The sequence below is a fragment of the Catellatospora sp. NPDC049609 genome (assembly GCF_040675365.1).
Classification (GTDB): Bacteria; Actinomycetota; Actinomycetes; order Mycobacteriales; family Micromonosporaceae; genus Catellatospora.
This window is the reverse complement of record NZ_JBFAOU010000271.1, coordinates 1-7,212: the sequence shown is the minus strand read 5'-3', so window position 1 is coordinate 7,212 and position 7,212 is coordinate 1. Positions and strand designations below refer to the sequence as shown.

Below are 7,212 nucleotides of genomic sequence, written 5' to 3'. Positions count from 1 at the left end.
CCCCGCCCAAGATCGCGTCGATCTTGCGTGGACTGTGGGGACGACACGCCCATTTCCGGCGTATCCCCAACAGTTCGCGCAAGATCGACGCGATCTTGGGCGCGGCGGTGTCGCGGGGCGGGGTGGCGGGAGCGGTCAGGATTCGAGAAGCGCTGGTCAGCGGGGCGCGGTTAGAGTGCCTGGGGCACCGGGTCCGGTCGCGGGCGCCGGGCTGCCGGGGGCGGCCTCGGGCGTGCGCGCGGTACGCGCTGTCGGAGCCCGGGCTTACTGTGCAACGGCTGTACCGTTGCCGCGTCCGGGTGGCGGGCGAGGGCTCGACGCTGCCCGGAACAAGGCGGACGACACCGGGCCGAGACGGCGGCCCCGCGGAGGGATGGAGACACGATGAGCAAGGCCACGAGGACGGACAGGCAGTCGTCTGCATCACACGCTGCCGACAGCCACGATCTGATCCGCGTGCAGGGCGCGCGTGAGAACAACCTCAAGGACGTCAGCGTCGAGATCCCGAAGCGCCGGCTGACGGTGTTCACCGGCGTCTCCGGCTCGGGCAAGAGCTCGCTGGTGTTCGGCACGATCGCGGCCGAGTCGCAGCGGATGATCAACGAGACGTACAGCGCGTTCCTGCAAGGCTTCATGCCGACGCTGGCGCGGCCCGAGGTCGACCTGCTCGACGGCCTGACCACCGCGATCATCGTGGACCAGGAGCGGATCGGCGCCAACGCCCGCTCCACCGTCGGCACCGTCACCGACGTCAACGCCATGCTGCGCATCCTGTTCAGCCGCCTCGGTGACCCGCACATCGGCTCGCCGAACGCGTACTCGTTCAACGTGCCCTCGGTCAGCGCGTCCGGTGGCTTCACCGTCGACCGCGGCGAGGGCAAGACGAAGACCGAGAAGGTGACGTTCAACCGCCTCGGCGGCATGTGCCCGCGCTGCGAGGGCATGGGTTCGGTCACCGACTTCGACCTGACCGCGCTATACGACGACAGCAAGTCGCTCAACGAGGGCGCGCTCACCATCCCCGGCTACAGCATGGACGGCTGGTACGGCCGGATCTTCACCAGCTGCGGCTTCTTCAGCCCGGACAAGCCGATCGCCAAGTTCACCAAGCGCGAGCTGCACGACCTGCTCTACAAGGAGCCGACGAAGATCAAGGTCGAGGGCATCAACCTCACCTACGAGGGGATCATCCCGAAGATCCAGAAGTCGATGCTCTCCAAGGACGTCGACGCGCTGCAGCCGCACATCCGCGCCTTCGTCGAGCGGGCGGTGACCTTCACCACCTGCCCCGAGTGCGAGGGCACGCGGCTGAGCAAGGAGGCCCGGTCCTCGAAGATCAAGGGGATCAACATCGCCCAGGCCTGCTCGATGCAGATCAGTGACCTGGCCGAGTGGGTCAGCGGCCTCGACGAGCCGTCGGTCGCGCCGCTGCTCGGCGCGCTGCGGCACAGCCTCGACTCGTTCGTGGAGATCGGCCTGGGCTACCTGTCGCTGGACCGGCCGTCGGGCACCCTGTCCGGCGGTGAGGCGCAGCGCACCAAGATGATCCGCCACCTCGGCTCCTCGCTCACCGACGTCACGTACGTCTTCGACGAGCCCACCATCGGCCTGCACCCGCACGACATCGCGCGCATGAACGACCTGCTGCTGCGGCTGCGGGACAAGGGCAACACGGTGCTGGTCGTCGAGCACAAGCCGGAGGCGATCGCGATCGCCGACCACGTCATCGACCTCGGCCCCGGCGCCGGCACCGCGGGCGGCACCGTCTGCTACGAGGGCACCATCGACGGGCTGCGGGCCAGCGGCACCATCACCGGGCGCCACCTCGACGACCGGGCCAAGCTGAAGGACACGGTACGCAAGCCCAGCGGCAAGCTGGAGATCCGCGGCGCGACGGCGAACAACCTGCGCAACGTCGACGTCGACATCCCGCTCGGGGTGCTCTGCGTCGTCACCGGTGTCGCCGGGTCCGGCAAGAGCTCGCTGATCCACGGGTCGATCCCGGCGGGCGCGGGCGTGGTGTCGATCGACCAGAGCGCGATCCGCGGCTCCCGGCGCAGCAACCCGGCGACGTACACCGGGCTGCTGGAGCCGATCCGCAAGGCGTTCGCGAAGGCCAACGGCGTCAAGCCCGCCCTGTTCAGCGCCAACTCCGAGGGTGCCTGCCCGACCTGCAACGGCGCCGGTGTGATCTACACCGACCTGGCGATGATGGCCGGCGTCGCGACCACCTGCGAGGAGTGCGAGGGCAAGCGCTTCCAGGCGGCGGTGCTGGAGTACCACCTCGGCGGGCGCGACATCAGCGAGGTGCTCGCGATGTCGGTGGCCGAGGCCGAGCAGTTCTTCGGCACCGGTGACGCGCGTACGCCCGCCGCGCACGCCATCCTCGGCCGGCTCGCCGACGTCGGGCTCGGCTACCTCACCCTCGGCCAGCCGCTGACCACGCTGTCCGGCGGCGAGCGCCAGCGGCTCAAGCTGGCCACCCAGATGGGCGAGAAGGGCGGCGTGTACGTCCTCGACGAGCCGACCACCGGCCTGCACCTGGCCGACGTCGAGCAGCTGCTCGGCCTGCTCGACCGGCTCGTCGAGTCGGGCAAGTCGGTGATCGTCATCGAGCACCACCAGGCGGTCATGGCGCACGCCGACTGGATCATCGACCTCGGCCCCGGCGCCGGCCACGACGGCGGCAAGATCGTCTTCGAGGGCACCCCGGCCGACCTCGTCGCCAAGCGCTCCACCCTCACCGGTGAGCACCTCGCGGAGTACGTCGGCGGCTGACCTCGCGGGCGAGACCTGCGTCACGTGCGCAGGTCTCGCCCCCGCGGGGCCGCCGCGCGGAGTCGATCAGGCACCTGCGCCACCGGCACGACGCCGAGCCGTGCCCAGGAGCGCCATGATCAACGCGTGGTCCGGTGGACCCGGACGGGGCAGGTCAGAGGGTGGTGTGGAGGCGGAGCTGGGGGACCAGGAGGTCGTCCACGTCGAGGGCGCGGGTGGCGCCGTCGGGCGCCCAGCCGGCCGAGGTCAGGAACTTGCGGGTGGCGGCGTCGGCGTCGAAGGCCCAGCAGACCGCGCTGGTGAAGCCGCCCTCGCGCCACAGGTCGACGCTGGCGGCCAGCAGGCGGCTGCCGTGGCCGCGACGGCCCCAGCGGGGCTCGACCAGCATGTCCGTGATCGCGGCCACACCGTCGCGGCCGGCGGTGTGATCCTCGCCCGGTGCCAGCGCCCCCTCGTCGAACGGGCCGGAGGCGGCGAAGCCCACCACGTATTCTTGTACCGCCTGCTCGGCCGCCGTCTGCTCGACGGCCACGAGCACCCGGTGACGGGGGGTGGGTGGTGCGGTCACGGCCTCCTGCCAGCGCTGCGCCAGGAACGGCTCCTCGATCTCGTCGAGGACGTGCCGAGGCAGCACCCGCCGGTAGGCGACCCGCCAGGTCGTCAACTGGATACGTGCGATCTCGCCGGCGTCGTCGGGACGCGCCGGTCGGACGAACCCGACTGCCACGCCCGAAGCGTACCGAGCCCTGCCGGGCACTGATCAGGAGGTAGACGGTTGAGCCGCGGACGGCAGATCGCCATCGTGGCCGCGCTCGCGGCGGCATCGCTGGGGTTCGTGGCGCTCTTCGCGCAGCGGCACGGCTTCTTCGACCTCAACGTCTACTACGGCGCGATCCACTACTGGATCTCCGGCGGCGAGATCTACGACTTCGTCCGCAGCAACAGCACGTACGGCTTCACGTACCCCCCGTTCGCCGCGCTGGCCATGCTGCCGATGGCGGTCATGTCCTGGCCCGCCGCGATCGTGGTGAGCGCCACCGCGACGGTGCTGGTCACCTGGTGGCTGCTGCGGATGCTGCTCGGCCCGGTGATCGCCGCCCAGCGCTGGACGCCCTGGTTCGTCGTCGCGGTGGCGCTGTGCCTGGTCACGGTGTACGAGCCGATGCGCGAGACGTTCCTGTTCGGCCAGGTCAACATGCTGCTGCTGGGGCTGGTCGCGGCGGACCTGCTGCTGTTCACCCGCAGGGGCAGCCGCTGGGGCGGGGTCGGCATCGGCCTGGCCACCGCGGTCAAGCTGACCCCCGGCATCTTCATCGTGTACCTCTTGATCACCAAGCGCTGGCGGGAGGCGGCGGTCGCCTCCGGCACGGCCGCGGCGGCGACGCTCGTCGCGGCGGCGGTCGCGCCCGACGCCTCGCGCGAGTTCTGGACCAGCGCGCTGTGGGACACCGACCGGGTCGGCGTGCTGTCGTTCATCTCGAACCAGTCGCTGCAGGGCGTGGTCGCCCGGCTGACCGCCGGCCACCCGAGCAAGGCGCTGTGGGCGGTGCTGGTGCTGGCCGTGCTGGCGGTGTGGTTCGTGCGCTCCCGGGCCGCGGTCGCCCGCGGTGACGAGGTCGCCGGGTTCGCCTTCACCGGCATCGTGGGCCTGCTGGTCAGCCCCGTGACCTGGGTGCACCACCTGGTGTGGCTGATCCCGGCGCTGGTGCTGCTGGTCGAGCGCGGGTTCGCCGCGCCGCCGGGCAGCGGGCGGCGGCGCGGGCTGCTGGGGCTGGCCGCGGTGTCGTACGTGATCCTGTCCAGCCGGCTGGTCTGGGTGTGGGAGGACCGCATCGGCGGCTGGCAGGTGTTCCTCGGCGCGAACGCGTACGTCTGGATCAGCCTGGCGCTGCTGTGCTGCACCCCGCTCGCGCCCGCCGGAGCCGGCTCAGCCGAGGCGGTCGCGGCGCAGGGCGAGCCGCAGCTCGGGGATGTCGACGTCCGTGCCGGCGGGCCGGTAGGCAGCCCGGGTGCCGTCCGGGTGTAGCCCGTGCCGGGCGTAGAAACGCAGCGCCCGGTGGTTGTCCGCGAGCACCCACAGCCGCACCTCCGGCTGCGGCAGCTCGTCCAGCGCCGCGCGCAGCAGGGCGTCGCCCGCGCCGGTGCCCCACCGGTCGGGGTGCACGTAGATGGCCAGGATCTCCCCGTGCTCCGGCAGCAGCGGCGCGCCGTCGCGCGCTTGGTCGCGGTACGGCCCGTGGCAGACGAACCCGGTCACCGTGTCGCCGTCGAGCGCGACCAGGTTGCGGAAGGGGCTGTCCCGGTCGGCCAGGCGATCCAGGCGCCACCGCACCCGCTGCTCGACGTCGAGCGCGGCCAGGACGGCGTCGGGCACGATCCCGGCGTACCCCACCTGCCAGGCGCGGATGTGCAGCTCGGCGACGGCCCGGCAGTCCTGCGGCAGCTCCGGGCGAACGGTGAACCCCATGGCCGCCGATCCTAGGAAACGCCCCCGAGGGCGGCAAAGGCTCAGTAGGTGCGCGCCTGTACGAACAGAGTCCTTCCGTTGCGGGAGTCCGGGAAGTGCCCGTGGGCGCGATGTCGGGGGAGCGGGGTAGCGTCGGGCGGCGTGGAGACGTTGACGATCGCGCAGGCGCGGCGGATGGCGCTGGCGGCGCAGGGTTTCGCCGACCGGGCGCCCAAGGGCGAGATCGGTGCCCGGCACCTGCGCAAGGTGGTCGGGCGCACCGGGCTGCTGCAGATCGACTCCGTGAACGTGCTGCAGCGGGCGCACTACCTGCCCGCATACAGCCGTGTCGGCGCGTACGACCCGGCGGTGCTGGACGGGGCGAGCGCCCGCCGCCCCCGCTGGCTGTTCGAGTACTGGGGCCACGAGGCGTCGCTGCTGCCGGTCGAGCTGCAGCCGCTGCTGCGCTGGCGGATGGCCAACGCCGCCGGCGCCTGGGGCGGCCCGCGCAACATCGCGGCGCAGCGGCCCGACCTGGTGGCCTGGGTGCTGCAGGAGGTGCGCGACCGGGGGCCGGTCACCGCCGCCCAGATCGAGCAGGACGTGCCCAAGCCCAAGGACAGCTGGGGCTGGAACTGGTCGGACGTCAAGAAGGCGCTGGAGTGGCTGTTCTACTCCGGCGAGATCACCTCCGCGGGGCGCAACACGCAGTTCGCCCGGCAGTACGACCTCACCGTGCGGGTGCTGCCCGCCGCCGTGATGGGCGTGCCGACCCCCGAGCCCGCCGAGGCGTACCGGCAGCTCGTCGAGATGTCGGCCCGCAGCCTGGGCGTGGCCGCCGAGCCCGAGCTGCGCGACTACTTCCGGCTGCCCGTCGCCGGCGCCCGCACCGCCATCGCCGACCTGGTCGAGGCCGGGGTGCTCATCCCCACGCAGGTCCAGGGCTGGGGGCGGCCCGCCTGGCGGCACCGCGACGCCGCGCTGCCCCGCCGCGTGGAGGTGTCCACGCTGGTCAGCCCGTTCGATCCGCTGATCTGGGAGCGCGGGCGCACGGAGCGGCTGTTCGACCTGCGCTACCGCATCGAGATCTACGTGCCTCAGGCGCAGCGCGTACACGGGTACTACGTGCTGCCGTTCCTGCACGGCGGCCGCTTCGCGGCCCGGGTGGATCTGAAGGCCGACCGGAAGGCGGGGGTGCTGCGGGTGCCTGCCGCCTGGGCCGAGCCCGGCGTCGACCACGCCGCCACCGCCGAGGCGCTCGCCGCCGAGCTGCGCCGCCTGTCCGCCTGGCTGGGGCTGGGCGAGGTGGCCGCGCCGGAGCGGGGGGACCTGGCCACGGCACTCGCCGATGCGGGTGTGCGCGGCAGTGTAAGTTCGGTGATGTGACCGAGGCCTCCGCCGTGCCCCCGCAGCACCCTTTCACCGCGGGTGACCCCTTCACGCCGCCGCCCGTCGACCGGATCACCCGGTTCACCGACTGGGTGCGGACGCACACGCCGGTCTGGCTGGCCCCGCTCGCGGCGCTGGGCTGCATCGGCGCCGCGCTCGGATACACGCTGTGGGCCAACCCGGCGCAGGTCGGCGCGGACGCCACGCCCAGCTGCCTGGTGAAGCTGCTGACCGGCTTCGACTGTCCCGGCTGCGGCGGCACCCGCGCCGCGTGGTACCTGATGCAGGGCGACCTGCCCGCGGCGGCGCGGCACCACCTGGTGTTCGTGTTCCTGGTGCCGTTCCTGGTCTACATGTACGTCGCCTGGGCCGGCAACCTCACCTTCAAGTGGAAGCTGCCGCAGCTGAAGGTGACGCCGCAGACCGTCGTGTGGGTGCTGGTCGCCTGGGGCGTGTTCATGGTGCTGCGCAACCTGCCGTGGGCGCCGTTCACGTACTTCTTCGTCTGACGCTCCCGTGCTGGGCGCCGCGCCCCGCCGGACCCGTTTTGCCATAGACGTTGGCCTATCTGGATGAGTTCGATCATCGAAAACGGCCTG

General features: G+C 72.0%; 6 protein-coding genes. 4 read left to right on the top strand and 2 right to left on the bottom strand.

Going from position 1 to position 7,212, the window contains the following annotated elements; genetic code table 11:
• The first annotated feature begins 384 nt into the window (after positions 1 to 384).
• The gene (locus AB0J67_RS37905; protein ID WP_363490103.1) at positions 385 to 2,778 is read left to right on the top strand and encodes an excinuclease ABC subunit UvrA; all 2,394 of its coding nucleotides are present in this window, start codon (positions 385 to 387) and stop codon (positions 2,776 to 2,778) included.
• A gap of 154 nt (positions 2,779 to 2,932) precedes the next feature.
• On the opposite strand, the gene AB0J67_RS37900 is transcribed toward AB0J67_RS37905, so the two are convergent.
• Positions 2,933 to 3,505 carry a GNAT family N-acetyltransferase gene (locus AB0J67_RS37900; protein WP_363490101.1) on the bottom strand — a complete coding sequence of 191 codons (573 nt, stop codon included), beginning with the start codon at positions 3,503 to 3,505 and terminating at the stop codon, positions 2,933 to 2,935.
• A gap of 48 nt (positions 3,506 to 3,553) precedes the next feature.
• Between AB0J67_RS37900 and AB0J67_RS37895 the strand changes: the two genes are divergently transcribed.
• Entirely contained in the window at positions 3,554 to 4,804 is a 1,251-nt protein-coding gene (locus tag AB0J67_RS37895) for a glycosyltransferase 87 family protein (RefSeq protein ID WP_363490099.1), read from the top strand.
• Here the strand turns inward: AB0J67_RS37895 and AB0J67_RS37890 are convergent.
• Entirely contained in the window at positions 4,706 to 5,245 is a 540-nt protein-coding gene (locus tag AB0J67_RS37890) for a GNAT family N-acetyltransferase (protein WP_363490097.1), read from the bottom strand. The two genes, AB0J67_RS37895 and AB0J67_RS37890, sit on opposite strands and share 99 nt — an antisense overlap.
• Positions 5,246 to 5,419: 174 nt before the next feature.
• On the opposite strand from AB0J67_RS37890, the gene AB0J67_RS37885 reads away from it, so the two are divergent.
• On the top strand, positions 5,420 to 6,610 hold the full coding sequence (locus tag AB0J67_RS37885) for a crosslink repair DNA glycosylase YcaQ family protein (protein ID WP_363490105.1): 1,191 nt from the start codon (positions 5,420 to 5,422) through the stop codon (positions 6,608 to 6,610).
• Positions 6,607 to 7,122: a DUF2752 domain-containing protein gene (locus AB0J67_RS37880; RefSeq protein WP_363490095.1), complete on the top strand. Its 516-nt coding sequence runs from the start codon at positions 6,607 to 6,609 to the stop codon at positions 7,120 to 7,122. Before AB0J67_RS37885 ends, AB0J67_RS37880 begins: the two co-directional genes overlap by 4 nt.
• The last annotated feature ends 90 nt before the right edge of the window (positions 7,123 to 7,212 follow it).